Raw genomic sequence first — 26181 nt, forward strand, 5'->3', positions numbered from 1 at the left:
CCGCTCCTTCGATCCGGCAACCGAGATCACCACGCCGTTCGACATTGCCATTATTGCGGGCGACTGCGCTGGCAGGCTGACGGCCTCGCTCAAATGGCTGGGAGAGCGGTTTGCCGGCGTGCCGACGATCTATGTTCCCGGCAATCACGACTGGTACCGCGATGGCTCGCCGAATGGCTTTACCGTCGAGGACGAGCTTCAGGCGGGCCGTGACCTGGCCGCCAGGCTCGGGATCACGCTCCTGTCCGACGATGCCGCGACGATCGGCGGCCTGACAGTCCTCGGCGCAACATTGTGGACTGATCTGCGGTCGGACTCCCACGTCAGCCGCGCGCAGGCCCATGCGGCGGCACGACGCGGGATGAACGACTACCGCTGCATCCACCGCGCCTCGTCGACCCGGCGCTCGCGGCGGATCACGCCGGCGACGACGCTCGCCTGGCACCGTGCCTCGTGCCGGTTTCTGGCCGATGCACTCGCTGGTGGCCTTGATCCACGTCGTACGGTCGTGGTGACGCATCATGCGCCGAGCCTGCGCTCCCTGGCGCTTCCGCACGATCCGCTGGACCATTGCTACGCTTCGGACATGGAGCCTGCGATCGAGATGTGGCGGCCGCAGATCTGGATCCACGGGCATATCCATGCGGCCCGCGACTACAGGATTGCGGAAACGCGGATCGTCGCGAACCCGCTTGGCCGTGCCGATGAAGCGACGGGTTTTAAACGCAACTGCTTGATCGAAGCGGTGTCCACTGGTCAGGAACGCGCAAGCGCGACAGCCCACGCAGGCCTTTTTACCACTTCTACGGGCGCGCCTTATTGACCCCAGCGTTATTTGACAGTTCGGGTTCATCGAAGACCAAGGTCGGAAGCATCGGCTTCTCGGGGGTGCGGTGCTGCGACGATTGCGCCACGTTACTCGTTTGCTGCACCCATTCTCGAAAGACCGCGTCGATTTCGTCGGCCTTGGACGCCGGCCGCTTACGCAAATAGTCAGAGAGGACGCGATACAGCGAGCAAGCCGGATCCAAGGATGGACTACGTTTCAGGATCCCCGCGGCTGCGTGGATCGCATTCGCGGCGCGATCCATATCGTCGTCCAGCAGCGATTGCTTCTGCGAAAGTTCACGTTCGGCGAGCTTCTGGGCTGCTTGCCGCTTCTGATCTGCAGCTTCCCGCGCCGCGGCTGCTGCGTCTCGGGCATCGAGAGCGTTCTGTCTGGCTTCGCACTCTTCTTCTTTCGCCAGCAGCGCAGCTTCGCGCTGGGCGAGGTCTGCTTCTGCCGCCTTCAGCGCCCGAAATCGATAGCGGCTCGGCGAGACGTGCCGTGCGCCTGTCTCGGACCACGGCCGTCCGCGGACGAGGCCAATCGGAGCGCAAACCTCCCCGGCCCAGTCTTGCAGCGCGCTGAGCTGATGCCTTTTTCCGAGATGTGTACGCACGCTGACCCAGGTTTTTGATTCACCCGTTTTCGAAAGGCTCTGCCTGAGCGGTACGACGAAAACCGACAAATGAGGCGTCTTTTCATCGAGATCGAGGCGCCAACAAGCCACGCGCCAGCGCTTGTCCAAGACACAAGCCTCGAGCACAAGCCCCGTGAGCGCCATGACTTTGAGCGGATCGAACGCTTCGAGCCACCTCCGCGTTTCTTCCCCTGCGATGCGCGTCAGTGCCGGCCATCTGTGCTGCAGTTTATGGTTGGAGGTCGACGATGCCCCCTTTTCGGCGGGAAGGTCGTCAAGCCATTCACATTTCCAATGATTTTCGATCGCCAAGCGCCGCAGAATTGCTGCTCCATCAACGGCTTCAGCCGGCGGACTTGCAACGTCCTCATCTGCGACAGCATCCGTACGTTTGAGCGCATCTGCTGTCACCGTGAACAGCAGTTCTGTGGCAATTGCTGCACCAATCCGCCTTTGAGCATTCGTGGCCATTGTTGCGTCGTCGATACGAGCACGGACATCGAAGGGATCCGCCCCCCGTGCCGGATCAACAGGTCTAGGTGCTCCAGCCAACATGAGACTGCGGCGTTCCGGATCGCAATGACCGAGATCGCGGCCCTCCGAAGCGCGGCGACCGTGCGACGCCCCAGTGGCAGCACCAGCCGTGTTGGTTATCGATTCTTGCCTGACACAGATGAAATCAGTCATTGCAGTTGGCTCCATGGCTTCCGTCCACCTACGTAGCCACGCCGACAAGAAAGAATCTCTGCGAAGAAACCGCGTCGACTCCGCGGTCGCGAAAAAAGCGCTAGTATGTTCCGCAGTTTTTTGCTGCCAGAGCGGAGGGTTTGTCGCGACGCCGCCTTCCCGACCCTGTTATGCGGCCTTTCGGTTCCAGTTCGCTGACAACTCCTGGTGGATTCCAGCGTGAAGCGCAACATGCTCATGAGAAGCGGATTCTGACGTCCTTGCCAAGTTCGTGGAGGAGGCACTGGAAGGGCGTGATGAAGCCGAGGCATTTTCGCGGAGTGGTGTTGAGACTGACGATGGCGTCCTGGAGATCGGCTTCAGACAGGGTGTCGAGATCGAGCCATCTGGGCAGCCATCATCGCAATCGTCCGTTGGCGTTTTCGACGCCTCCCTTCTGCCAGGAAGCGTAGGCGTCGCAGAACCAGGTCGACATGCCGAACAGGTCGTCGAGCAGGCGGTGGCGGGCGAAGGCGGTGTCGTTGTCGAAGGTCACCGAGGAGCGCAGGCCGGGAGCAACACGCCGGAAGACGGCTGTCATCGCTGCGGTGGTTTCGGCGGCGGTCTTTCCGTTCAGCCTCGTGGCGAGCGTCACACGGGTCTTTCGCTCATGAAGGACGAGAACCGGGCGAGCGCGCTTGCAGATGACAAGATCAGCCTCCCAATGCCCGACCTATCGGCGATCCTCGACCTCGGCCGGACGGTCTTGGATGGAGCGGCGGTTCTTGATCGTATCACTTGACAGGCGTGCTCTCATCGGGCGGCGCGTCCTGCGCTGGCGCAGAAGATAGCGCCAGAGCTCCTCGGCCTTCTGCGAGGCGCGATAGACGAAGGCGTAGATGGTCTCGGTGGCGAGCACGCGCAATTTCGGCTCCGCACCATTCTTCAGCCAGCCCGCGACCTGCTCCGGCGACCAGCCTTCCGACAGGCGCTCGATGACGAACTGGCGCAGGCGCCCGTCACTCTCGAGCACGGCATCCCGCCTCCTGCGCTCGATATAGGCTCCGTCGGCTACGACCGGCGAATAGTCGCCGCCTGGCAGCGCGTTGCGTTCCAGTTCGCGACTGATAGTCGACCGCGACCGGCCAAGGGTCTTGGCTATGCCCGCCTCCGAATGACCGGCCGCGAGGAGAATGGCAATCCGCTCTCTTTCGGCGGACGAAAGATGCTCGTAGCATGACTTGGCAACACTCCCGAAAGGTGTGGAAACCAAACCGATCCTACATCGGCTAGGGGGTGTTGCACCTCGCGCTGGAACTCTGGCCTGCTTCGATGGATCTGCCAAGGTGTGGTCGTCTTCGGGGGCGCCTTGATGCGTGCAACGACGTCAGATGGCTGCGTCAGCCGAATATCCGAGGTCGCTGTCAAGGCCTTCCGGGCAGTGCGTGGGGGTCGCGTCGGGATTGATGCGAGATCGATCGGACTGACGATCAGACAGGCGAGATTGACCTGCCACTGAGTTTTTCCTCCACCTGGCGTTAAAGTCCGGCCTCGATTGAAGGACGGACAAATGAAGCGGAAGCGGTTCACGGACGAGCAGATCATTGCGGTTCTGCGGGGAACACGAGGCGGGGGCAAAGGCAGCCGACCTGGCCCGCAAACACGGGGTCAGCGAGGCGACGCTGTATAACTGGAAGGCGAAGTATGGCGGAATGGACGTGTCCGACGCCAAGCGCCTGAAGGCACTGGAAGACGAGAACGCGAAGCTGAAGAAGCTGCTCGCCGACCAGATGCTGGAAGCCTCGGCACTCCGCGACGTCCGAGCTGCGGTCTCCCACTATCGAGAAAATGGTAGGGCCCGCCGCCAAGCGCGAAGCCGTCGCGCATCTGAAGGCCGTCATGGGCCTGTCGGAGCGTCGGGCCTGTTTCTTCGTCGGCGCCGATCGCAAGACGATCCGCTACCAGTCGTGCCGTCCGCCGGAGACCGAACTGCGCGGCCGGCTACGTAACCTTGCCAATGAGCGACGGCGTTTCGGCTATCGACGCCTGTTCGTCCTGCTGCGGCGGGAGGGTGAGCCGTCAGGGATCAACCGCATCTATCGGCTCTACCGGGAGGAAGGGCTGACGGTGCGCAAGCGCCGGGCTCGGCGACGCGCGGTGGGGGCGCGGGCGCCGATCCTGGTCGCGGCAAGACCGAACGCGCGCTGGTCCACCGACTTCGTGCACGGCCAGCTCGCCTGCGGGCGGCGCTTCCGTGTGCTCAACATCGTCGATGACGTCACGCGCGAATGCCTGGCCGTGATCCCCGACACTTCGATCTCCGGTCGGCAGGTGGCACGTGAACTGACCGATCTGATCAGGCGTCGCGGCAAGCCGGAGATGATCGTTTCGGACCACGGGACCGAGTTCACCTCGAACGCGATCCTCGCCTGGTCGAAGGATCATCGCGTCGAGTGGCACTACATCGCGCCGGGCAAGCCGATGCAGAATAGCTATGTCGAGAGCTTCAACGGCCGGATGCGCGACGAGCTCCTGAATGAGAGCCTGTTCTTCGGCCTCGATCACGCCCGCAGCGCCATCGCCGAATGGCGGCAGGACTTCAACACCGCGAGACCGCATTCCTCACTCGGATACCAGACCCCGTCGGCCTTCGCCGGAACCCTCACCGCAACCGGCTCCGACGCTTCGCTCGATGAAAGCTCCGCGCCTCCGCCGGTTGCTTACCCCGCGCCCTACGGCGTAACAGAAATCGCCGAGGCTCTAATCGCCGCTGGATGACAGGTTCAGTGGCAGGTCACAGCGTCGACGCAAACCCAGTCATCGCCGTAAGTTCCAGCAATTCGCCGAAAGAACGAAATTGCGGCGTTTCCGAAAGCGTCCGAGTTACTCTAAGCCGAACAGTAGCTGGATACTTCGAAGAACTGTTCGTTCAGGCGCCCGATTTTGGCTTCGGTGATGTGCCGCCGCTGACACGGCTACTGATGCGAGGGAGTTTGTACGTCTGGGCTTCTATTGAACTCCCTCGTCCGCAGGACAGTGATTTCGCTGGCATGCGGGCGCACCTCTTTCCTCATGCCAGACGAAGCGCGTGAGATTGTAAGCAAGTTTCGCCATGCTGATACTTGAGGCAAGTCCGGATTTCCATTAGGTACTTCCCGATGCATCGCTGCCGACGCACCGGGTTCATTGGAAGCGAGCCAGCCTTCAGCTCATTCGAGATCATCCAAAACCTGTGCGTTCTCCACCGCCTCCTGGCTCACCACCTGACCATGTTCGAGGTGAATGATCTGCGTGCAGTACTTCTTGAGGAGCTCTGTCGAATGGGATGCGAGAACGAAGATGCTCGATCTTTCGACGAACCGGACCATACGGCTCTGTGCCCGCTGCTGGAATTCTGCATCGCCAGCTCCGAGCACTTCGTCGACCAACAGGATTTCCGGCTGGGCAGCCGTGGCCACCCCGAAGGAAAGGCGGGTTTTCATGCCGTCGGAATAGGTGCGAACCGGCATCGCGAGGAAATCGCCAAGCTCGGAAAATTCCTCTATGTCCGGAATGCGGCTTTTGGACTCGGCTCGGGTGGCACCCAACATCATTCCCATACGCACGATGTTTTCGTAACCTGTAAGTTCCGTGTCCATGCCAGCGCCCAGCCCAAACACGGTGGATACCCGACCGTTTATCGTAATATGTCCGCGCGTTGGCGTATAGATGCCAGCAAGAGTCCTCAGCAACGTCGATTTTCCCGAGCCATTGTGGCCCACAAGGCCGATCCGGTCGCCCTTGCGTATCTCGAGATTGATACCGGCGAGGGCCTTTACCGTAACGATGCGCCTGTCCTCGCGCGATATCCGTCCTCCTGTACTTACCGCCAAAATCTGGTGGCGCAGACTCAGGGAGCCTGCGTTGTAGATAGGATACTCGATCGAGACGTCTTGGAGGCTGATCTTGGCCATTGCGACTAAACCCAAAAGGGAAGACGGGCTGCTTTAGCGCGCGTCAGTGACAAAGCGATGATCCAACCCACGATGGCCATGCCAATCGTGAATACATAAACTGAAAGACTTGGCAGGGTCCCCTGAATAGGATCACGCACGATCTCGATCCAATAGGCGATTGGATTAATGGTCATGAAAAATGTTAGTCCTTCAAAGTCTCTTGCTCGAAAGAGTACGGGCGAAAGAAAGAACAGGATCGGCATGATTGAACTGACCAAAGGGTCGAGGTCACGGTAGCGAGCTCCGAGAACTCCAACGACTTGAATGACCCAGAACATATTAGACAAGACCAATGCGAGACCTAGGATTGACATGAACGCCGTCGGCGATAGCATATTTGGATAAATAACTAGAACTATAGCGACAATCACAAGGTTATGAAGAAGGTTGACAACTTGCTGGAACAGCAGCTGTAGGGAAATTCGCCAAGTCGGGGTTCGCATATTCTTAATGATTGGCGCGTTGGCGTGAAACACACTTGCTGCCGTGACAATGCAGCCGGATACGAGCTGCCAGAGAACAAGCCCCACGGTGAGCAGCGGCATGAATGTTGCCCTATCCACCCCAAGAATAACGCTCCAGACGAGCCCCAAGCCGCCGACACCGACTATCGTACTCAATACCAACCAAAAAGGCCCGAGCACGCTGCGCTTGTAACGGGCCCGCGTATCGCTCCAAGCAAAATACCATGCTAGTGCGATCTCCTGCCTTAGGTTGACTCTCGAAATTTTTTTCGAATCGGCCATACCCATAGGGCCTTGTCTTACCGGTACACTCATCTCCACTCCCGTGCGAGGGTGCTTGGCAGCCTGAGCCTACGCTTCGATCTTGGCTCCCACCACCGTTGCCGCGTGATGTCGCAGCACATCGACACCTTGTCAACGCGCTGCCGCCTACTGCGCCGCCCGTGGCAACCGCAGCTAAGGCTCAAAATTATTGAATTTGGAGCTCAATGATTTCGGGGTGCCTTAGGTATGAAGCTGTCGAAGTCCGATGGCTTTGCCACGCTCTCACAGATCGGTCTGTAGTGACCGGACTGATGTGTGCAGAAGGCTCTTGCGGTTTTTCTCATCTGTAGAGCGCGTCCTCGCGGCCGCATCTGCGCGCACCATCGGCCCAAGATGTCAAACGGCCTTCAAAATTGGGTCTGACTCATATCTGATGCAGTTGAGGAGTGGACTTGCCCGGCTTTTGTGGAGAGCGTTTAGCTCATTTCTCGGGCGTTTCGCTCGAAGGCGATGGGGCTCTGGAAGCCGAGCGATGAATGGCGCCTGACAGGGTTATAGAACCCGTCGATGTATTGGGCGACGGCGTTTTCGGCCTGCTTGCGGGATTGCCATGCGACCCGCTAGATCAGCTCCGACTCGATGGTCTTGAAGAACGTTTCCACCATCGAGTTGATGCTCCTACGTCGGTCAAGCGGCATTTGAGGCTTGGCCGTTCCCCAAATTCGGTCGACAAAGGCTGTTGAAGAACACCTCCTGGTTCCTCAGTTGGTGCTCTCCACTTTTCCCGGGCAAGTCCATCCATCCCCGAAAACCCTCATGAGGCAGCGACCTCGAAAAGGACCCTGGCCCCGGCGGAGACATCAAAGTGGGAGTTGACAGCGAGCCGCAATTAAAGGGCCGAATGACACCGGAGTGCCCAACCTGGCCAAGGCGAGAGAGTTGATCGACCGGTTTCATGCCATGATCCGCAGTCGAGAAATCGGGGATCTTTCGTCCTGGATCTCACGATGCCGAGGGAAGTTTGTTGGCGTCCTTCGCTCGCGGCATCAGTAAGGATGCATCCGCAGTGCAGGGCGCGATTACCGAACTTTGGTCGAACGGCCAGACGGAAGGCCAGGTGAACATGCTCAAGCTCGTGAAGCGGCAAATGTACGGGCGCGCCAAGCTTGATCTTCTCGAGGCCCGCTTGCTCGGCGCCGCCTGATCGTCATCGAAAATGCGTCAGACCCAATTTTGGAAGCCGATAGGGGGTAATTTTGAAGGCCGTTTGACATTCGCGCTCGCAGCCCTCATCGCGTTCTGGGTCTGAATGAGTCTGAACCCTATGCGAGTTGCCCCGATATGAGGGAACGAATGCCCGCGACGAATCGCTCTTGAGAGAACAATTCTGCACGTGTCTCGCACGCCGCGCGCATGGCCGCCGCCCGGGGCGCTGGCAGCCGGCGGACGGCCTCCGCGATGTCGGCCGGCTGGAAATCCCGCGGCAGCAGAATGCCTGTCTCGCCGTCGACGATCGTCTCACGCAAGCCGCCTTCCGCAACGCCGATCACGGGCTTACCGGCCGCCATGGATTCCACCGGCGACATGCCGAAATCCTCCTCCACCGGCAGGTAGATCGTGGCGATTGCTTCGCCGATAAGCCGGCGCAGGCGATCCTCCTTGACCCAGCCGAGAAAGGTGATGTTGGTCGCATCCTTGGCGCGACGGCGCAACGTCTCCAGTTCGTCACCCCCGGATGCCACGACGAGCTCCCGGTCCGGCATCGTGCGGAAGGCGTCGATGATCCGGTCCACGCGTTTCATCCCGGCCAGACGTGCGGTCGACAGATAATAGCCCTGCTGGCCGCCCCAGACGAAGCTTTTCGTGTCGCACGGCGGATAGACGACAGTGCTGTCACGGCCTAGGAATGAGCGGATGCGCTCCCGCACTGTCTCGGAGTTGGCGACGATCGTGTCCATCCGCCTGACCGCGGCCTCGTAGCCTCGGCGGAACTGTGCCAAGCCGGCCTTCTTCAGGACACCGGCAGGGCCGCCAAGCATCGGCGAGAAATATGCCTGCTGGTCGTACAGGAATCGCGGCGGCGTATGGCAATAGAAGATGTTCCGGCCGGGACATGAAGCTGAAGGCGCCGCGAAAGGTGCGGCTACGCCGGAGAAAATGCGCACCTCGTGGCGCGCCACTGCCCGGCGCTCCATCGTGAAGCGAGCTGCGAGCGCGGCAGCCCGCAACCCCGGACGGCGTAGTGGGCCCGGCAAGGTCAGATCTCGGGCGACCGGCGGAAACATCGAAAAATCGTAGCTGTTCACACCGCGATAGCCGAACAGAAGGTCTGCGTCGACGGCGTCCGCGAGCGTGAGGATCAACCGCTCTCCGCCCCCGCTGATCGCGAAATAGTCGTGGACGATCAAGGGCCGGGCAGGGTGTTCGAGCATATGGAAGTACGTTCCTGTTTTGACGAAGCGCCGGAAGGCCCATGGTCGCCCGCGTAAGCCGATGTTCCGTAGAAGAGCATGACCGACCGGTCGGCCGCTCGTTCGCGAGCGAATGGCTTGCTTGCTAGGTCGTGAAGGCCATTTGCGCCCTACGCGCACAGGAAGCCTTCAGTCCTACAGGCTGTCCGATCAGCGCGCGACAGCCTCCGCAGCAACCTCGAGGTTTCTGTCGAGAACAGCTTGCGCCAACGCCGCGCAAGATAATCAAGAAACGCTACGGCATGGCTTGGCGAGGTCTTTCGACCCGATCGACAACCAGTCCACGCAGGCCGTTCGTCCCGAATTTTAGGCCGCTCACCGAATTCAACTCCGAGCGTAAATGTCTTCGATGCGTACGATGTCGTCTTCGCCTGTGTAGGAGCCGACCTGTACCTCGATGATCTTGAGGTCGATTTTGCCGGGATTATGCATCCGATGCGTGCAGCCGATCGGCAGATAGGCGGCCTCGTTCTCGTGGTAGTGCTTCACGACACCGTCGATCGTGACTTGGGCCGTGCCGTGCACGACCACCCAATGCTCGGCCCGATGATGATGTCGCTGGAGCGAGAGCGTTCCGCCTGGATGGACACAGATGTGCTTCACCTGAAAGCGATCGCCGATATCGATACGCTGGTACCACCCCCAGGGGCGATGGATGCGGAGATGATCGGTCGCTTCACCGTAGCCTTGGGCTTGGAGTTGCGCGACGAGTTCTTTCACCCGCGGCGCTTCCGACATGGCCGCGACAAGAACGGCATCGGTCAGCGCGACGACGACCACATCCTTTAGCCCAATCACGGTCGTCAGCGGACCCTCGGAGCGCACGAGGCTGCCGTTGGTGCCCAAGACCGACACAGGACCTTCCAGGACATTGCCGTCGGCGTCGGCGGTGTTCATGTCGTAAATCGAATCCCACGAGCCGATGTCCGACCAGCCGAAGGTCGCGCGCATTACACCGGCGCGGCGGGTCTTCTCCATTACCGCATAGTCGATGGAGATCTTCGGCGCGAGCGCGAAGGAGGCAGCGCAGAGGCGCAGAAAGTCGAGGTCCCGCGTGCCTCCGGCTAGCGCTGCGCGGGACGCGGCCAGAACCTCGGGCGCGTAGGCCTCAAGTTCCTCAAGCATGGTGTCAGCATGAAATAGGAAGTTGCCGCCGTTCCAGAGGAAGCCTTGCGCAACATATTCCTGCGCATGCGCCGCAACCGGCTTCTCCACGAAACGTTCGATATCGAACGCTCCCTCGACGCCGAGTGGAGCCCCACACTCGATGTAACCGTAGGCCGTGGAAGGCTGTGTAGGCACGATGCCGAGCGTCATGATCCGGCCCTCGCGCGCGACCTTCGCCGCCGCGCTGCAATTGGCCACGAACTGCTCGGTGCCCGTCACAACATGATCGGCGGCGAGAACGAGGCAGACGGAATCTGGATCGCGTTCGAAGCCCATCAGCGCGCCAATCGCGACGGCTGCAGCAGAGTCCCGACGCTGGGGCTCGAGCACGATCTCGCCTTCCACGCCTGCAGCCTTCATTTGCTCGGCCACGACGAAGCGGAAATCATTCCCGGTCACCACTATCGGCCGGGTAAAGCCCGGACCGGTCACGCGGCGAAGCGTCTCTTGGAACGTCGAGCGCCCATCTTCCATCAGGGTGATGAACTGCTTAGGCATCGTCTCGCGGGACAGCGGCCAAAGCCTGGTGCCGGATCCGCCGGCCATGATGATCGGCGTAATGAGGGCGTTTCGGTCGATCTCACTCATGAAATGACACATCTCCATGACTTGCAATTCGGCGCGACCAACTTGCTTTAAGGCTTCGCTAGATCTCCATCTCATCGACGTCAAGCCATGCGGCGGATAGCGTTCTGGCGTTCCCCCGGTTTCGTGGACAGTTAACGGCTTTCCTCAGGCAGACACATTCTACTGAAGGCCCGCGGCGACATCACGGCTACGATGGCGCAAAGTGCTCTCGAGCCATAATGCGGTTTGGCTTCCTAAGCCTGCCCAACTTGACAGCTCAAGAGTCCGAAGGTTCGCCCACAAACGGGTCGCTATTTCTTCTGTCAGTACGCTTTCCACGGCGCCGGCGATCGTTGCCGCGGACACTCTGTCGAGCCTGATCTGCCCACATTTTACGATCCCTTCGAGGCTCGGCATGGCGGCGGTGGTGATCACCGGAATGCCAACCGCTAGGCTTTCGACAGGCGGCAAGCCATAGCCTTCCGCCTCGGAGACGTAGATGGTGCATCGGGCGTTGACGAGTTCGCGGCGGATGTCAGCATCGGATGCCTCGTCCAGCCAGCAAAACTGCTCGTAGGCCTGCGCCTCTTCGAGCCAGGCAATATCAGCGGCGGCAAACGCCCGGCCAATGAGCGTCAGTCTCGCATTGTGGCCATCGCTCCAGAGTTGCCGGAAAGCCTCAAAGATCAGTTGTTGGTTCTTGCGTTGGTCGATCGACCCGAGTGCGACGAAGTTTCGACGATCAGGGCGCCATGCTTGGCGTTCCATGACCAGCCCATCCGCACCAAGCGGCAGAACCGGGCCCTTGCTCGGCGAGGTAAAGCGCAGGATGCGGCGCTCGTAGTCTCGTCGCGTCGCCTCGCTGATATGCGCCACGTGAGTGGCCCTGGCGATCAGCCGCAGATACTCCATCTGGCCAATACAGGTCCGCAGGTTGAAGAGATGCGGTTCGAGATAGGCGATGAAATCGTAGCCGAGCATCGCCACGGTTTTCCCGTAGTCTTGCATCAGCCTTTCATAGTAGCGGCAACGCATCGGATCGTAGAAGACCTCGGGGATGAAATATACTGCCTCGTCAGGTAGCTGCTCGGAGGGCGACTGGTCGCCTGCTGAGAGCAGGGCGACGATCGCGTCACGCGGCAGGCTGTCGCCGCCCGGTTCCTGGTCCGCAAGTACGCGGACTGCCCATTCGGAAAGGCGGATCAAGCTTCGATCCTTGTCGTATCGCACGACATGCAGACGCGGCCCATCTTCCGGCCAGTTCCGCAACATCTCCCGGACGACCCGCTGAATACCTGTACGCACAGGGTTCTGATAGAGTTCCGTGCAGTCGAAGATGACGTCACTCATGCGATCAGATGGTCCGGCACCCGCCTAGCTGAGGTCTCCACGTCGAGGCCGAGCACGCGGCAGAGGCGCGCCGAATAGCTGGCAAGGCTGCGCTCCTTGGAAAAGGCACGTCGTTCTTCTTCCGGTCGCCGGCGGGAAAGGCCGGTTTCGTGCAACTCGGCCAATGCTTCGGCAATCAGAAGCGGGCTTAGCGCATCGTTAACGCCGCGATTGAAGGATCTTGGGACCCCCACTGCATCGATGAGCGACTGGTTGGCGACCGTTGGAAGGCCCACAGCGGCGCAATCGAGGAGGGCGCCGGACAAGCCGCCTAGATCATAGGTGCGCAACTGCAAGGCGAGATCTGCACCGACTAGGTAGTCGCGATAGCATTCCTCCGGTACGAAGTCTTCCTGAAAGCGGACGTGACCGGTCAGCCCAAGATGCTGGACGGTCGCGCGAAGGTGGGTGCCCCCGTCAGGCATGTCGCGCAGGCTACCGACGAAATGCAGGTTGGCTTGGATGCCCCATTGGCGCAGGAAGTCGAGCGCCCAAATGCATTCCTCCGGCGCCTTGCTCGGCGACACCCCGCCAAAGCTGACGATGGCGATTTCCTTATCGGCAAGGCCGAGGCGCTGCCGGGCGGCCGCCCGGGCGTCGGGCGTGAGCGCCTCTGAGGCCCAGGGACGATAGATACTGAAGGGCACGTAGGCGGGCGGCACGCCGTGCCGCTCGGTCAGTAGCCGCACAGTGACCGGCGAATGAACGATCATCGGCGAAGCGACCTCGAGGATCTCGCCCAGAAACAGCGCCTTCGCCGTGCCTTCGTCGGCCAGCCATTTGTTCAACTCCAGTACATCTACTGGCCGGCCCAGTTCTTTCGATGCTACGTCCAGCGCACGCTGTTCGCCGAGGATGATGCGGTAAAAGCCGAGCATGCGCGCATCATGTGCAATGGCCGCTCCTCCGTAGCGGCGCAGCATCTCGAAAATGGAGGTGTGGAAGTGCGAATTGCCGATGACGCTGATCACTCGGTCGAAGCACGGCGCTACATGAGCGAAGCTGTCGAGCGGGCGAACACTGGCAGCATCCGGCGCCGGCGACGACTTGGCGGTCTCGGTGAACACATCAAGGTCGACTAGGCGCCCCAGTTCGGCGATTGTCGCGGCGGTATAGTCCGCCACGCCGGACCGGTCCGGCGGCATCGGGGTGAGCAGTGCTACTCGCGGGCGGCGGCCCCGCACTACCATCGGGTGCGGCAGGCGAACATAGGAAGCGAAGCGGCGGGATATGGCGTCCCAGAAACGACTGCCGACCTGATGGTCCTGGTAGCGTTGCCAGACCCCCGCCTGCCGCGCAACCGTCTCAGCACGCAGGCTCGAGTCGAAGGCCAGACGCTCCATCAGTGTCGAGAGACCTTCCACGTCATCGGTAGAAAAGCGATCTGCTGCATCCGGCAGCAATTCGCGATGCGCTGGTATATCGCTGCCGACGGAGGGTAACCCGGCAGACATGCCTTCCACTACGGGCAGCGAGAAACCTTCGTCGCGCGAGGGCGCAAACAAGGCGAGCGCTCGCGCGTACAGATTTACCAGCGCGTCGTCGTCGAGATGTCCGGGAACCTCGAGCAGGTCTGCCCGGCCGCCGGCCTCTGCCGCCACGCCGGCGAATTGGCGCAAGTCGTCCGGCCCGTAATTGCCGGCCACGACCAACGGAATGTCGTGGTCCTGCAGCAATTGCGATCGCGCGTGGGCGCGGATGGCGATCTCCGGGTTCTTACGCGGGTCGGGGCCGGCCACAACCAGAAGGTGCCGAGGGACGTGCCGATCTGCCTTGGCGGCCTGCGCGAAGACCGGGTCGACCGGCGCACCAGTGGTGCGAATACGAACGGGGGGGATCCGCAGCAAATTTGCCAGGTCGTCCCCGGCACTGCGCGATATCGGGCAGAAAAGATCGAATCCTGCGAGCCAGCGCAGGTTCTCGGCGTAAGCCAGCCGCGCAGTGAGGGTGTTCAGATAAAGGTTCGGATTGCGGCGAGGAATGAAGTCGTAGACGACGGCAACGCGAATGAGGTCGGGTGCCTGCATCAGCCGCATGACGAAGCGCGGATCGTGCGTCATCGGCGACAACTCAACGAAGCCGTCGGCGCCGGCCGCCGCATAAGCGTTGCCGACCGCGGCGGCAAGGCATTCCCGCGCCTCGGGGATCAGCGGCGGCAGGTCCGGATCGCAGAGGCCGATCAGGCGGAATCGCTGCGGCGCGTTGCGCAGCAGCGCTAAAGCATGTCGGCCGACACCACGCCGGGCAAAATTAGGATCCTGCAGGCAGCGGACGTCTACGATGAGCTTCAAATCCGGCGGTCGGATCGTGTCAGTCTTCATCCCTGCATTTCCTGCCGAGCCGGCGCTCATGTGAAGCCGCATACCAGATTTTCCCGGCCCTTACCGCACTCAAGCTTGGCCTTCAGATCGCTCCAGTCATCAATCGTCGTCACGGTGCCGTCCGGCTCGAGCGCGCCGACAGTGTCGCAGGTTTCAACGAGTGCACGATAGAGCTTGTCCGCCTCTTCGCCGAAATGCGTGAAAGCGCAATGGGGATTATACTCAACGAGAAGGAGCGGGCGATAGCGCTTCAGCACCCCCTTGGCTCCCGAAAGGATGCGCAACTCGGCGCCCTCGGTGTCCATCTTAATGAGATCGATGCGCTGCAGTGCCTTCCCATCGACCCACGTATCGAGCGTGCCAGCCTCGACTTCGCACGTTCGCGTGTGCAAGATGCGATCTGTGATTGCCCCCAGGTTGACGACGTCCCGCAGGCGGCGTTCGACCCCCGCTTCATCGAGCGCTCCAGCATCAACGAAAGAGCAACCGGTGAATTCATCTACTCTGCCGAGAAGAAGTTGGCCAGGTTCGTCCCACAGCGCTAGATTGACAGTGTCGGTGTTGGCGACAGCACCGCCCAAGGCCGCCAAGTTGCGCGCCAGCAACGCATGATTTGCCGGGTCCGCCTCAAAGCCGATCACTTGGCCCATATAAGCAAGGCTAGCCAGCGATAAGGTGTGAGCACCGATATTAGCGCCGACGTCGAGGCAGGTCCAATCTGGCTTGACCGTTCGTTCAAGCCAACGGCGCACATGCGGCTCCCACTCGCCTGATGCCGCGATCTGCCCGCCGACACTCATGTCGCTGCGGGAATATATGAACTCGGCCTCGCGGCCTTGCGGCAGGCTGAGCCAAGCGATCGCCAGTCCTGGGGCCGCAGAAACGACGGCGCCGGAGTCTTCGGTGCGCGACGCGGCCTCAAGCGTAATCGTCAACAGCGCGCTTTCGACCCCCTTCGCCATTCTAGCGAGTTCCGCTGCCTGTACTTCCTGGAGTCGCAGGAGTTCCGCCAGAACTTGAGTGCCTGTGCCGAGGGCCAGCTCTCTTGCCGAAACAGGCCGCGGATCATCTCGGGTCTGTTGTATGGCGTGAATAACAGGTCCATTGAAGAAACTACGACTTCGCCAAGCGATAGGCCGCACGATCGGCCTGACTACGCGGTAGCTGCCCCATGCGACCCGTTTCGCCGCCTGAGCCAGCTTCGCGCGAAAGCCGGAGGGATGCAGGCCGACACCTGAGCCACTCTGCAATTTCCGCGCCTCTTCGGGCGGGGCATCATGCGCCAGGTGCTCCTGCTCCACCTGGTTGCGTAGCATGATCAATTCGGCCTCCGTGTGCTCGAGGCGCCGGCGTAGCGCATCTTCGCGCGAGGCTTCATGCGCCACGGGCTCCTGCTCCACCTGATTGCGCAGCATGATTAATTCAGCCTGCGCGTGCTCGAGGCGCTGGCGCAGAGAGTCGGCAGTCGCGCGCGCCTCGTGGACCTGACTTGCGAGTTCGCGTACTCGCTCTGTCGCCGTTGTGGACTGGTTGCCCAGTTCGCTTGCTGTCCGCTCGGCAGATGCGACTTCTTCACGAAGCTTGTTATTTTGGTGGGCGAGGGTCTGTTCGCGAAAGGCCTGATCGGCCTTGATGACACGATCGAGGACATTGACTGGCGCCGCAAAATGCGGCGCGAGCGACGTTACCAGTTCATCTGGAACATAGTAGCAATTGATGCCATCGAAAAAAACACGTGTATACCCTTGCTCCTGCAGGAGCGGTTCCCACTCGTCATTCGCTAAGGTCGTACTCCAAGGCCTTGTTGCCTCGAACAGCATCACCGGCGGACGTAAATTACGCCAGTTGGTGCTTCGTACGATAGTTGCCTCCGCGCCTTCGGCATCGACTTTCAGAAAGTCAATGACCCTGCCGTTCGAATAGGATTGGACGATCCGCTCGAGGGTGTCACACGGGACAGTGACGGCTGTTGCGTCAACCTCTTCAGCGACATGTGAGGTCCCGCGATCTCGCGGATTTTCGAAGAAAGCGACTTCGCCCGTATAATCAAGTACGGCCATGCGAAGATTTATGTCACGGGGACGCGCCGCTTGCAATTCATCAAAAACGCTGCCAGGCTCGATATTGATCCCGCTCCAACCCCGGTCGTAAAAGAGCTTGGTAACCGAGCCCTCAACCGGCTTGTAAGCACCGATATCGATGTAGAATCCAGTCTGCTTACCGCCAAAAACACGGTTCAGAAGGACGTCTTCAAAGTTCTGGGCGTATGAGATGAGTTGGCCCGGGATCTGAGCAACCTCATTCGCCATCTGCGGCGCATTCATCATAGCAGATGCGTCGGGAACAACCGCCCCGTCACCTCCTCGACCATCTTCCAAAACGCTCTCCAGATCTGTCAGCGTTGTAGGCTGCAGTCAAACGATCCGACTGTTTGCCCGGTTGACATCAGTGCCGCTGCAAGCCTTCCGAGGTCTCGCAGATGCCGCGGGCAGATGCAACATTGATGGCATCATTCAGCGAAACAGCTGGCGAGATGCAAACTGCTGCCTGACGGCTTGACCGTACCCTCGCGGTCGGGCAACACAATGGGCCTCACTTGGCACAGTATGATTGCAACGATCATACGCCGATCACCTAGTCGCGTCTCTCGTTGGCGAGGAAAGTATACATTGTCTTACCGTGAAATCGACAAGTGCCGCGTAGCTGGAACATCTCATCTCGTAAGTGTGCTGGATCTCGGCCGTCAGGCGTTGACGGGCGTTTTCCCGGGGTCGGCCGAAGAGCAGGTGACCGAGGGTCCGCTGGAATTGGTGTGGAGCCCAGATAGTGGTCTTCTGCAGTTGCGGCACAGCTATAACGCCGAAGAAATGTATGGCGAAAACTACGGCTACCGATCGGGGCTCAACCAGTCCATGGTTGACCATCTGACGCTCAAGGTAAGATATCTTGAGCGCCTCGCCGAGCCGGGCATCGGCGACGTGATAGTTGATATCGGTAGCAACGATGCTACCACGTTGAAGGCGTATTCCGCGCCAGGTCTGAAGCGCATCGGCATCGATCCGACGGGCCGCAAGTTCGCATCCTACTATCCCGATGGGATCGCGCTGGTGCCTGAGTTCTTTAGCGCGGACGCCTTCAGGTCCGTTTCGGACAAGTCGGCGAAGATCGTCACCTCGATCGCCATGTTCTACGATCTGGAAGACCCAATCGCGTTCGCACGGCAAGTAGCTGAGATCCTCGCGCCGGACGGCATCTGGCATTTCGAGCAGAGCTACATGCCGTCGATGCTGCGCACCAACTCCTACGACACGATCTGTCATGAGCACTTGGAGTACTATTCGCTCTCGGTGGTTCAGAAAATCGTCGAAGCCGCTGGCTTGCAGATCGTCGACGTGGTGATGAATAACATCAATGGCGGCAGCTTCGCGGTCACCGCAACCCATGCTGGTCGCAACTTGGTCAAGTCTAACCGCACTGTAGTGGACTGGCTCCTGGCCCAAGAAGACCGAATGGGAATCGGCACGCCCCGCCCATTTCGCGAATTCGAGGAACGGGTCTTTCGGCATCGGGATGATCTCACGCGGCTTGTTAAGACGCTCGTCGCCGACGGCAAAAAGATTCTTGGTTACGGAGCATCCACCAAGGGAAATGTCATGTTGCAGTTCTGCAACCTCACGGCGGCGGAAATACCAGCCATTGCGGAGGTGAATCCCGACAAGTTCGGTCGCGTGACACCCGGCACGCATATCCCGATCATTTCAGAAACTGAGGCGCGAGCATTGAACCCGGACTATTTTTTAGTTCTGCCGTGGCACTTCAAAGAAGGCATCCTACGTCGGGAGGCGGAGTTTCGGTCAACCGGAGGAAAGTTTCTTTTCCCCTTTCCGGAAATCGAGATCGTCTAACGAATCGCGGCCGGCATCGTCTCTGGACCCGCTACCCAATCAGGAATCGCCTGACGCGAGCGCCCGCGTCAGGCGCGGCGAGTGCTTGGCGATCTGAATTTTGGTTCGGTGGCTCATCATAGGCTCTCGAGAACCTTGGTGTGCCGCCGACAGCTGCTGCTTGAGTCGACTCAAGCGCTTGTCTTGCCCCGAGCCGGAGAGGTCGATAAAGGCAGCATTCGCTAGGCGTCAGGATCGGCACGGCAACGTACGACGAACGGGATAGTAAAACGCTATGACTAAACGCGCGCTTATAACCGGCATCACCGGCCAGGACGGGGCATACCTATCGCAGCTGCTGCTAGAGAAGGGCTACGAAGTTCACGGTCTGGTTCGGCGCTCGAGCACGGCTGACGTCAACGACGTGCGCCTAAAGTGGCTTGGTGTCGACAAAGACGTACGCATTCATGACGGCAATCTGCTGGATCTGTCCGGGATCATCCGTGTAATGCGCGACGTCGTGCCGGACGAGGTCTACAATCTTGGCGCGCAGTCCTTCGTGAAATCCTCTTGGCAACAGCCGATCCTCACGGGCGAGGTAACCGGCCTCGGTGTTACCAATATGCTGGAAGCGGTGCGGCTCGAGCGTCCAGAGGCGCGCTTCTACCAAGCTTCTTCGTCGGAGATGTACGGCCTGATTCAGGAGCCGATGCAGAGCGAGGCGACGCCATTCTATCCACGCTCGCCTTATGCCGTGGCGAAGCTCTACGGCCATTGGCTGACCGTGAACTATCGCGAGAGTTACGGGATGCACGCGTCCAGCGGCATTCTATTCAACCATGAGTCGCCACTGCGCGGAATTGAATTCGTGACCCGCAAGGTCACCGACGCTGTTGCCCGCATCAAGCTCGGCATGGCCAGCGAGTTGCGCCTCGGCAACATCGACGCCAAGCGCGACTGGGGCCATTCGAAGGACTATGTCCGGGCCATGTGGCTGATGCTGCAGCAGGACGCGGCAGACGACTACGTCATCGCGACCGGCCGTACGACTACGGTCCGCGACATGTGCCGCATCGCCTTCGAGCATGCCGGCCTCTCGATCGACGATCATCTGATCATCGATCCTGCCTTGTTCCGACCCGCCGAGGTCGACGTGTTGCTCGGCAACCCGGCCAAGGCCAAGGCCGCCTTCGGTTGGGAAGCGCAGATCGCGCTCGAGGACATGATCATCGAGATGGTCGAGGCTGATATAAAGCGTCTGACTCGCTGAGAGGGGCAGCCGGCGCGCCAACTGCGGCGCTTCGGGTAGTTTCTATTTGGGAAATGAACCATAGCGTGATGGATCATCAGCATCGAGTCCTGGTCACCGGCGCCGGTGGGTTCGTTGGCACGCTGCTCGTGCGGCATCTTCAGGCGGACGGCGGCGACGGCCAGTCGGTGACGATCTACGGTGCAGCCGAGGGTGAAGCATTCGATATCAGCGACAGCGAAGCTGCTGATCGTGCCGTGAAGATGGCCCGGCCCACCGCAGTCGTGCATCTAGCTGCGATTGCCGCCCCGGCGGAGGCGCATCGTTCACCGCGCCGGGCGTGGGACGTCAATCTGTATGGTGCGATGAACCTCGCCGAGGCGGTACTGCGACACGCGCCGGAGGCGCGCTTCATCAACGTCGGCAGTTCGGAGGCTTATGGCGATTCGTTTCTGGCCGTCGAGGGACCGATCGGCGAGGCGGCTCCGCTGCACCCGACCAGCGTCTACGGCGCGACCAAGGCTGCGTCAGACCTAATGATCGGGCAAATGGCCCATGATGGTCTGAAGGCCATCCGGTTCCGGCCCTTCAACCATACCGCACCGGGGCAGGCCGATACCTATGTCGTATCAGCTTTTGCGCGCCAGATTGCCGCGATCCTGGCGGGTGAACAGGAGCCGATCATTTCGGTCGGCAATCTCGACGTCCACAGGGACTTCCTCGATGCTCGTGACGTGGTTCGGGCCTATGCCGCCGCCGCCTTGGACCCGTCTGTCCCGACAGGGCCGACCAGCGTCTATAATCTCGCCTCCGGCAAGGCATGGCGGATCGGCGACATCCTTGCGACGCTTATTGAGCTGTCGGGGATGGAGATAGAAGTCCGCGTCGACCCGGATCGGCTTCGGCCCAATCTGGTCCCCCGGGCGGTGGGCGACGGGCGGAAGGTTGCTTCTGATTTGGGGTGGCTTCCGGGGATCGCTTTCGAGGACACGCTCCGCGACGTCCTCGACTTCTGGCGCGGGCAGGGTTGATCCTGCCATGCGCAAACCATGTTCCCATTGCAAGGGACCGGCACCGGGACGCCGGAACGGCAAAGCCGGTAGCGTTTGGCTTCCCGCGCGATTCATCCGAGGACGCGGCATGCTTAGCAGTCTCTGGTGTCACCGCTACTTCATAGCGCCGTCGGTCAGCAGCGAGGGGCAACCGCGCGGTTCAAACGTCGTGGTGCGTTTGCTACGGACATTGAGACAGGGTGCCTCCGCCTGGTTGTTTTTGAAGTCCGGCTCGCGTCCAAGACGCGTTGCGGGGCGGTTAGCGCGTGCTGGGGCCGGGTATCTACGCGACAAACCGCGTACCAAACACGTGGCAATACGGGTTATCGCGCTGTTGCCTTCGCTACGGGCATGGCTATTTCGCCTTGTTGCCGAACAGCGAGTCGCTATGCCGGAACTCGACTTTCTGGCGGACCGGGAGTGGTACCTCGAGCCGGAGCCGGCGATGCAGGCGAAATGGGCGACGTTGCTGGCTGGCAAGCTCGGCGCGAAAAAGGCGGATCGTTAAAGTGCGTGTCTGGTTCGACGGGCAGTGCCTGCAGACCGCCAGCAACCGCCGGGGTATCGGCCGCTACGCCATCGAGTTGATCAAGGCGATCGCCGAGACTCATCACGACGTCGAGATGCTGATCTCTTTCAACGCCGCGATGCCGGCCGCGGCGATCTCGGCCCGCGAGGCGGTGCGGACCTATTTCCGGCCGCAGAACATCCATGTTTGGCATAGCGCCCGCGACAACGGCGAGGTGCTCGACGGCTACACTGGGCGGCGGCACCTCAGCGAGGCGGCCCTTACCCGTCACGTCGAGGCGCTGGCGCCGGATTTTGCCATCTCGACCAGTCCGTTCGAAGGGGCCGCCGATCCGGCTGTCCCGCTTCTGAAGCAGCCAGGCAGCGCCGTTCCCGTCGCATCGATCTTCTACGACGCCATTCCCCACCGTTTTCCCGACCGCTATCTCATTGCGGATGCTAATAAGGCCTACTACGAACGGCGGCTCGGCGCGCATCGCTCGTTTGAACTCAACCTATGTATCTCAGAGTTTTCACGTCTGGAACTCGAGGACATCCTCGGGGACGTTCCGGCGGTCAACATATCGGCCGGCATCTCTGACATTTTCAAACAGACACTAGCGGTTCAAAAGGCTGCCGGCGATGCGGCGGCTCATGTCCCCTATGTGCTCTATGTCGGCGGTCTGGACTGGCGGAAGAATGTCAGCTTGCTGCCCGACGGGTTCGCCCGGCTGGATCCCGCTGTGCGGGAGAAGTGCCAGATGGTCATCGCCGGCGACTATCCTGATGCCGCGCTTGACGAAATTATGCAGCGCTGGCAGGCAAGGGGTCTCTGCCTGTCACAGCTCGTCTGCCACCGGCATGTCACCGAAGCGGAACTCGTCAGGCTCTATCGGGGTGCCAGCATGCTGGTGCAGCCATCCTTCATGGAGGGTTTCGGACTGACTGCGCTTGAGGCCATGGTCTGCGGCACGCCCGTCGCCGCGGCGAAGGCCGGGGCACTGCTCGAAGTCATCGGCGATGAGCGGCTTCTGTTCGACCCGTCATCGGCCGACGAACTTGCAGCGGTAATGACGCGAATACTCACCGACGCCCCGTTCCGGGCAGGAGTCGTCGAGGCGGCGTCCCGTCGCTCCCAACGCTTCACTTGGGCCCGGTCGGCTGACATCGCCATCGCTGCCCTGCGCAAGCGTCTCGAGGAATTGCCAGCCCAGACGGCTGAACCGTTACCGCTGACTTATGCGGAACTTCGGCGGCAGGTCGGCACGGATGTCGACCTCGCGTCGACGGTTTTCGCCCTCGCCGAGCCGGTCACCGAACCCGGGCGCCTAATCGTGGATGCCACCTCGACTATGCAGGTCGACCACAAGACCGGCATCCAGCGGGTGGTCAACAAGATCTGCAGCCGGATGTTCGCCGTAGAGCGAGGGACTGGGCCCTTGCGGATCCTGTCCTACTGCGACGGACCGGACGGCTGGTACGACGCGGGGGGTGTGATCGAGGGCCCGCCGGACAAAGCGGTCGCCGAGCGCCTGCGTCCTCGACCCGGCGACAAGGTCCTAATGCTCGACAGTTCCTGGACGTTCGATACGGGGCAGGCACCCTACTTCCTTTCCACGCGTCTGCGTGGCGGCGAGATCGTCACCTGCCTCTACGATCTCGTGCCGCTGCGAATGCCGGCCTACTGCGTGCCGAACCTCCCTCTGGCCTTCCGGAACTGGCTGACCCTGGCCCTCCGGTTCTCCACCGGATTCGTCTGTATCTCCCGCGCCGTCGCGGACGAGTTTTACGCGCTGCTGTGCGCCCTAAATTACCCGCATCCGATGAAAATAGGCTACTGGCGGCTGGGCGCGGACTTCGCCGGCGATGCCGCCGCCGCGCCCGCCTTGGCTGGCGACGATGCGGAAAAGGCGCCGGTCTTCCTGATGGTCGGCACGCTCGAGCCGCGCAAGGGACACCGGGTCGCGCTCGACGCCTTCGAGCGGCTCTGGGCCGAGGGGGCGGATGCCCGGCTAGTCATCGTCGGAAAGCCCGGCTGGGGCGTCGAGTCGCTGCTGCGCCGCATCCGCGAGAGCCCCGAACTCGGTCGACGCCTGATCTGGCACAAGGGCGTCGACGACGCCGCGCTCGTCCGTCTCTATGGCGAGGCCGACGCATTGGTCGCGGCATCCCATGCCGAAGGCTTCGGCCTGCCGATCGTCGAGGCGGCGCATTTCGGCAAGCCAGTGATCGCCAGCGACATCCCGGTCTTCCGAGAAGTCGCGGGCGGCGTCGGCGAGGCCGCGTTTTTCGAGGTCGGATCGCCCGAAGCGCTGTACCAGGCGCTCCGGCGCTTCATCGCGCGCTCAAGCCGCGGTATCTCGGCGGTGAGGTCGCGGCAGGAATGGCCCGGCTGGGCCGAGAGCGCCGCGGAGCTTGAGGCGGTGGTCGTCGATGGCAATTGGTATCTCACCTACCAGCCGCCGAGCGGTGCCGCCTATCGGACGATCACTGATATCGGCGTAACTGCGATGTTGCGTGAGATCAGGGAGGAAGAGCGCCGGTTCGCCATTGAGGTCGTAGAGGGCGTCGCGCCTGGTCCGGGGGGCGACGGCTTGCGCATCGTCGTCGCCCTAACGAACCTCTCCAACGAGGTCTGGTCGAGCGCCGGCGATGAAACCGGTCGCCTCGGCGTCAAGATCGCTGCCCGTCTGTGCGCCGGTGACGGCATGGTGCTCGCCGACAAAGCGTCGCGCTCGCTTATTCCGTTCGTGCTCATCCCCGGCGAGACCGCCGTCCTCGCCGTCCAGCTTCCCCCAGAGGCGTGCTTGGGGCAGGGCATGAGCCTTCACATCACGGTTCTGCAGGAAGAATGTGCCTGGTGGAAGGGTGGGTTGCGCGTTCCTTTATGAGACGCCTAATACAAGCTTCCATCGACTTTGTCGTGGCCGGCTCTGCTTTGTTGAGCTCGGCGCGCGCCAAGTATTAGGCGGCTTCCGACAGATGGGCAACGGGAATGCTGCGCCTCGTTGTGCTCGAAAATTGCCGCTTTGGCCCCTGCCGTTCGGCTAGTCCATTGCCGCGAGCTCAGAAGCCTCGGTAGCGACCGTCCCTTGTACATGACGTGTAAGTAGCTCGACGCATCTCATTGGAGTTGGGGTTCCTCCGGTTTGATGGACACAATCCGATTTGTAAGAGGAGAGTGTCGCTATGCCGAGAACGAGAGACCCTTACCCGTCTGAATTCAGGGGTCAGATCGTTTCCCTGGCACGACCGGGACGAAGCACGGAGGATCTGGCACGCGAATTCGAGCCGTGTGCCGCGACCATCCACGGCTGGATCAGGCAGGCCGATCGTGATGGCGGCTGCCGCGATGATGGGGTGACCAGCCAGGAGCGCGAAGAGCTCCGCCGCCTTCGCAGGGAGAACCGCCAGCTTCGACAGGAGAGAGACATCCTGGCAAAGGCCGCGACCTGGTTTGCTCAGAGCGACGCGATGTCGTCTCGGTCTTCAAGTTCATGACGGCGAACCAGGCCATGTTCCCCATCCATGCCATGTGCCATGCGTTCGGTGTCTCCCGCTCCGGCTATTACGCTTGGGCGGGACGCCGGCCGAGCGCCTGGGCCAACGCCGATGCGGTGCTGGCCGAACGCATCACGGCGATCCGCAAAGCCTCCAAAGAGACCTATGGGGCGCCTCGCATTCACGCTGAACTCGCCGACGAGGGCGTGCAAGTCGCTCGCAAGCGCGTCGAGCGGCTGATGAAAGCGGCGGGCATAGCCGGCGTAGGGATCTTCGCACCACCTTCCGCGACAACCGGGGTGTCCCGGCCTGCGATCTGGTCGATCGCAACTTCTACGCCGATGCCCCGGACACTCTGGGTCGCCGACATCACCTACGTTCCGACATGGGGCGACTTTCTGTATCTGGCCGTCGTGCTGGACGCCTTCTCGCGGCGCATCGTCGGCTGGGCGATGGGTCATGATCTGAAGTCCCAGTTGGTGCTGGATGCCATCAACATGGCACTGGTCCAGCGCCGGCCGGTCAGCGTGATCCATCACAGCGATCAGGGGTCGCAACTTCCATTCAACCGGTCGTCGCAACGCCTAGACGAAGGAGGTTGCGATGGGCGTCAAACGACGGAGATCATATCGCTCCGAACAAGCTCCAATGCCGTCACCAGGACGGCCTTCTGTGGCGGGTCGAACTGAGCTGCATCAGTTTTAGTCCAGTATTGCACAAAGAAGGTCGTGCGAGGATGCTGCCTTGGCGGCGGGCATGTCAGCTCCTGTCGGCGCCCGTTGCTTCCGGAAGGCGCGCGGCATGCCACCAGTGATGTTCAAATCTTCGGCGAAGCCGCTCTCGGGGCGCTATCTCTCGTTTGCCGAGCGTGAGGAGATCGCACTTCTTCGCGTTCAAGGCGTGTCGAGGCAGGAGATCCGCCGGCGACTTGGCCGCGCCCCCTCGACGATATCGAGAGAGCTACGGCACAACGCCGCGACGCGCAGCGGCGGCCTGGAGTATCGGGCGACAACGGCTCAATGGCATGCAGAGCGATCAAGCCGGCGTCCGAAAGTCGCCAAACTTGCGGCCAACCCGGCTTTGCGCACCTATTTTGTCAAACGGCCTTCAAAATTGACCCCCGATCGGCGTCCAAAATTGGGTCTGACTCATATCTGATGCAGTTGAGGAGCGGACTGGCGATTCATGAAGGAGATCGCCATGTCGAACGCCATTTCGCTG

At 61.2% G+C, this 26181-nt stretch carries 15 protein-coding genes and 5 pseudogenes; 10 read left to right on the forward strand and 10 right to left on the reverse strand.

Annotated features, from left to right (window positions below; translation table 11 throughout):
- Positions 1 to 823 (forward strand): metallophosphoesterase (locus J3367_RS20575; protein ID WP_421462499.1); only part of this gene is annotated, 823 nt, incomplete at its 5' end.
- On the opposite strand, the gene J3367_RS20580 is transcribed toward J3367_RS20575, so the two are convergent.
- Together J3367_RS20580 and J3367_RS20585 are read right to left on the reverse strand one after the other, a co-directional pair.
- Positions 804 to 2150 (reverse strand): hypothetical protein, encoded by a 1347-nt coding sequence (locus J3367_RS20580; RefSeq protein ID WP_421462501.1) that lies wholly within the window; start codon positions 2148 to 2150, stop codon positions 804 to 806. The two genes, J3367_RS20575 and J3367_RS20580, sit on opposite strands and share 20 nt — an antisense overlap.
- A gap of 235 nt (positions 2151 to 2385) precedes the next feature.
- Positions 2386 to 3402 (reverse strand): annotated as a pseudogene (locus J3367_RS20585) (IS30 family transposase).
- A 297-nt stretch (positions 3403 to 3699) separates the two neighbouring features.
- Here J3367_RS20585 and J3367_RS20590 point away from each other — a divergent pair.
- A pseudogene (locus J3367_RS20590) lies at positions 3700 to 4907 on the forward strand (IS3 family transposase).
- A gap of 431 nt (positions 4908 to 5338) precedes the next feature.
- Here the strand turns inward: J3367_RS20590 and J3367_RS20595 are convergent.
- The 3 genes and pseudogenes from J3367_RS20595 to J3367_RS20605 all read right to left on the reverse strand — a co-directional run.
- Positions 5339 to 6082, reverse strand: a complete 744-nt coding sequence (locus J3367_RS20595) for an ABC transporter ATP-binding protein (RefSeq protein ID WP_421462503.1) — start codon at positions 6080 to 6082, stop codon at positions 5339 to 5341.
- 5 nt (positions 6083 to 6087) lie between these two features.
- Complete coding sequence (locus J3367_RS20600) at positions 6088 to 6903, reverse strand: ABC transporter permease (RefSeq protein WP_421462505.1); 816 nt, start codon at positions 6901 to 6903, stop codon at positions 6088 to 6090.
- A gap of 425 nt (positions 6904 to 7328) precedes the next feature.
- A pseudogene (locus tag J3367_RS20605) lies at positions 7329 to 7523 on the reverse strand (IS3 family transposase); the annotation flags it as partial.
- Positions 7524 to 7755: 232 nt separating this feature from the next.
- Between J3367_RS20605 and J3367_RS20610 the strand changes: the two are divergent.
- A pseudogene (locus J3367_RS20610) lies at positions 7756 to 8056 on the forward strand (transposase); the annotation flags it as partial.
- Between the two features lie 118 nt (positions 8057 to 8174).
- On the opposite strand, the gene J3367_RS20615 reads toward J3367_RS20610, so the two are convergent.
- The 5 genes from J3367_RS20615 to J3367_RS20635 form a co-directional block, all read right to left on the reverse strand.
- On the reverse strand, positions 8175 to 9284 hold the full coding sequence (locus J3367_RS20615; protein ID WP_421462507.1) for a glycosyltransferase: 1110 nt from the start codon (positions 9282 to 9284) through the stop codon (positions 8175 to 8177).
- A gap of 363 nt (positions 9285 to 9647) precedes the next feature.
- Entirely contained in the window at positions 9648 to 11078 is a 1431-nt protein-coding gene (locus J3367_RS20620) for a mannose-1-phosphate guanylyltransferase/mannose-6-phosphate isomerase (RefSeq protein ID WP_421462508.1), read from the reverse strand.
- Positions 11079 to 11237: 159 nt separating this feature from the next.
- Positions 11238 to 12407 (reverse strand): glycosyltransferase, encoded by a 1170-nt coding sequence (locus J3367_RS20625; protein WP_421462510.1) that lies wholly within the window; start codon positions 12405 to 12407, stop codon positions 11238 to 11240.
- Positions 12404 to 14767 carry a glycosyltransferase gene (locus tag J3367_RS20630; protein ID WP_421462512.1) on the reverse strand — a complete coding sequence of 788 codons (2364 nt, stop codon included), beginning with the start codon at positions 14765 to 14767 and terminating at the stop codon, positions 12404 to 12406. The genes J3367_RS20625 and J3367_RS20630 overlap by 4 nt, the downstream gene beginning before the upstream one ends.
- 26 nt (positions 14768 to 14793) lie before the next feature.
- Complete coding sequence (locus tag J3367_RS20635) at positions 14794 to 17145, reverse strand: FkbM family methyltransferase (protein WP_421462514.1); 2352 nt, start codon at positions 17143 to 17145, stop codon at positions 14794 to 14796.
- 291 nt (positions 17146 to 17436) lie between these two features.
- On the opposite strand from J3367_RS20635, the gene J3367_RS20640 reads away from it, so the two are divergent.
- From J3367_RS20640 to J3367_RS20670, 7 genes and pseudogenes are all read left to right on the forward strand, one after another.
- Positions 17437 to 18672: a class I SAM-dependent methyltransferase gene (locus J3367_RS20640; protein WP_421462515.1), complete on the forward strand. Its 1236-nt coding sequence runs from the start codon at positions 17437 to 17439 to the stop codon at positions 18670 to 18672.
- Between the two features lie 274 nt (positions 18673 to 18946).
- Positions 18947 to 19921: a GDP-mannose 4,6-dehydratase gene (gmd, locus tag J3367_RS20645; RefSeq protein WP_421462517.1), complete on the forward strand. Its 975-nt coding sequence runs from the start codon at positions 18947 to 18949 to the stop codon at positions 19919 to 19921.
- Positions 19922 to 19974: 53 nt separating this feature from the next.
- Complete coding sequence (locus tag J3367_RS20650) at positions 19975 to 20931, forward strand: GDP-mannose 4,6-dehydratase (RefSeq protein ID WP_421462519.1); 957 nt, start codon at positions 19975 to 19977, stop codon at positions 20929 to 20931.
- Positions 20932 to 21461: 530 nt separating this feature from the next.
- Positions 21462 to 24350 (forward strand): glycosyltransferase family 4 protein, encoded by a 2889-nt coding sequence (locus J3367_RS20655; protein WP_421462521.1) that lies wholly within the window; start codon positions 21462 to 21464, stop codon positions 24348 to 24350.
- Between the two features lie 298 nt (positions 24351 to 24648).
- Entirely contained in the window at positions 24649 to 24960 is a 312-nt protein-coding gene (locus J3367_RS20660) for a transposase (RefSeq protein WP_421462522.1), read from the forward strand.
- The gene (locus J3367_RS20665; protein ID WP_421462524.1) at positions 24912 to 25649 is read left to right on the forward strand and encodes an IS3 family transposase; all 738 of its coding nucleotides are present in this window, start codon (positions 24912 to 24914) and stop codon (positions 25647 to 25649) included. Before J3367_RS20660 ends, J3367_RS20665 begins: the two co-directional genes overlap by 49 nt.
- Positions 25564 to 26064: pseudogene (locus tag J3367_RS20670) on the forward strand (helix-turn-helix domain-containing protein); the annotation flags it as partial. The gene J3367_RS20665 and the pseudogene J3367_RS20670, both read left to right, overlap by 86 nt.
- Positions 26065 to 26181: the final 117 nt, after the last annotated feature.

Source organism: Aurantimonas sp. NFXS3, assembly GCF_049132005.1.
Lineage (GTDB): Bacteria > Pseudomonadota > Alphaproteobacteria > Rhizobiales > Rhizobiaceae > Aurantimonas > Aurantimonas coralicida.